The organism is Hydrobacter penzbergensis (assembly GCF_900106985.1).
Taxonomy (GTDB): domain Bacteria; phylum Bacteroidota; class Bacteroidia; order Chitinophagales; family Chitinophagaceae; genus Sediminibacterium; species Sediminibacterium magnilacihabitans.
On sequence record NZ_FNNO01000030.1, the window covers coordinates 1 to 2,500 of the forward strand.

A 2,500-nucleotide genomic window follows, 5' to 3' on the forward strand; every position below is an offset into this window, starting at 1 on the left:
GCGTTTGGCATCAATAAGTTCATATTGGGAAGCTTGTCAATCAAAAAGAAAAAAATAAAGCTTACGGGTAATTAGTACTACTCGGCTTTGCTGTTACCAGCTTTACACCTGTAGCCTATCAACGTCATCGTCTCTGACAACCCTTAAAAGTAAACTCATCTCGTGGAAGGTTTCACGCTTAGATGCTTTCAGCGTTTATCCTGTCCGTACATAGCTACTCTGCATTGCAGTTGGCACCACAACAGATACACCAGCGGTACGTACGACCCGGTCCTCTCGTACTAAGGTCATGTCCACTCAATTTACTTGCGCCCACCACAGATAGGGACCGAACTGTCTTGCGACGTTCTGAACCCAGTTCACGTGCCACTTTAATCGGCGAACAGCCGAACCCTTGGGACCTTCTCCAGCCCCAGGATGTGACGAACCGACATCGAGGTGCCAAACCTTACCGTCGATATGAGCTCTTGGGTAAGATCAGCCTGTTATCCCCGGAGTACCTTTTATCCTTTGAGCGATGGCCCTTCCATGCAGAACCACCGGATCACTTTAGCCAGCTTTCGCTCCTGTTCGACCTGTTTGTCTCACAGTCAAGCACCCTTTTACTAATGCGCTCTGCGTACGATTACCAACCGTACTGAGGGTACCTTTGCGAGCCTCCGTTACTTTTTAGGAGGCGACCACCCCAGTCAAACTACCCACCATGCAATGTCCCCTTCGCAGGGTTAGACTCTAAGCAAACGAAGGTTGGTATTTCAACGTTGACTCCACAACAGCTGGCGCCGCCGCTTCATAGTCTCCCAACTATCCTACACATCGGTTGCTCAAAATCAATGCAAAGTTGTAGTGAAGGTTCACGGGGTCTTTCCGTCCCGTGGCGGGTAACCGGCATCTTCACCGATACTACAATTTCACCGGGCTCGTGGAGGAGACAGTGTTCAACTCATTAGACCATTCGTGCAGGTCGGAACTTACCCGACAAGGAATTTCGCTACCTTAGGACCGTTATAGTTACGGCCGCCGTTTACTGGGGCTTCAGTCAGGAGCTTTGTATTGCTACGAACACCCTTCCTTAACCTTCCAGCACCGGGCAGGTTTCAGGCTCTATACGTCATCTTACGATTTTGCAGGGCCCTGTGTTTTTGTTAAACAGTTGGTTGAACCATTTTACTGTGACCATATCGCTATGGTACGCTTTATCCCGAAGTTACAGCGTCAATTTGCCTAGTTCCTTCTCCACGGCTCACCCGAGCGCGTTAGAATACTCATCCCGTCTACCTGTGTCGGTTTGCGGTACTGGCTGCCTTACTCGCTTTTCTTGGCAGGGATTTTATGGTTTCGCCTCGTCCGAAGACTTAGCTCAGCGTACACTTCCGTACGTACGCAACCACCACGTCCCTGCGTCACTTTTATTGTATGGCAGGTGAGGGAATATTAACCCTCTTTCCATCAGATGCCCCTTTCGGGTTTTCCTAAGGACCAGACTAACCCTGATCCGATTAACGTTGATCAGGAAACCTTAGACTTTTCGCGGTAAAGTTTTTCACTTTACTTATCGTTACTTATGCCTACATTTTCTTTTCAAATCGCTCCAGCATGCGTCGCCGCACACCTTCAACGCTGATTTGAATGCTCCCCTACCGATCCATTGCTGGATCTTAGAACTTCGGTTCATGGTTTGATGCCCGATTATTTTCCGTGCAGGATCTCTCGACCAGTGAGCTGTTACGCACTCTTTAAATGAATGGCTGCTTCCAAGCCAACATCCTGGCTGTTATTGAAATCCCACCTCGTTTGTTCAACTTAACCATGTATTAGGGACCTTAGTTGCTAATCTGGGTTATTTCCCTCTCGGCCACGGACCTTAGCGCCCGCAGCCTCACTCCCGGAGATATTTACTAGCATTCGGAGTTTGTCAGGGTTTGGTAGGCGATGAAGCCCCCTAGCCCAATCAGTAGCTCTACCTCTAGTAAACTTCTATATCCGAGGCTGTTCCTAAAAACATTTCGGGGAGAACGAGCTATCTCTCAGTTTGATTGGCCTTTCACCCCTATCCACAGGTCATCCCAAGACTTTTCAACGTCAACGGGTTCGGTCCTCCATTCTGTGTTACCAGAACTTCAACCTGCCCATGGATAGATCACAAAGTTTCGCGTCTACCCCGACTGACTATCCGCCCTATTCGGACTCGCTTTCGCTTCGGCTCCGTTATTTAAGAACTTAACCTCGCCAGTCAGGAGTAACTCGTAGGCTCATTATGCAAAAGGCACGCCGTCACCACTAATGGCTCCGACCGCTTGTAGGCGCACGGTTTCAGGTACTATTTCACTCCCCTGTTCGGGGTGCTTTTCACCTTTCCCTTACGGTACTGGTTCACTATCGGTGTCTGAGGAGTATTTAGCCTTACCAGATGGTGCTGGCAAATTCATGCAAGATTCCTCCGGTCCCGCATTACTCAGGATCCTGCTCGTCCATGTTAATTTCTATCTACAGGGCTTTC

Annotated in this window: 1 rRNA gene (cut by a window edge); it reads right to left on the reverse strand. The window is 49.1% G+C overall.

Features of this window, described 5'->3' with window-relative positions:
* Positions 1–51 precede the first annotated feature (51 nt).
* Positions 52–2,500: ribosomal RNA gene (locus BLU98_RS17370) — 23S ribosomal RNA — on the reverse strand (it continues 346 nt past the right edge of the window).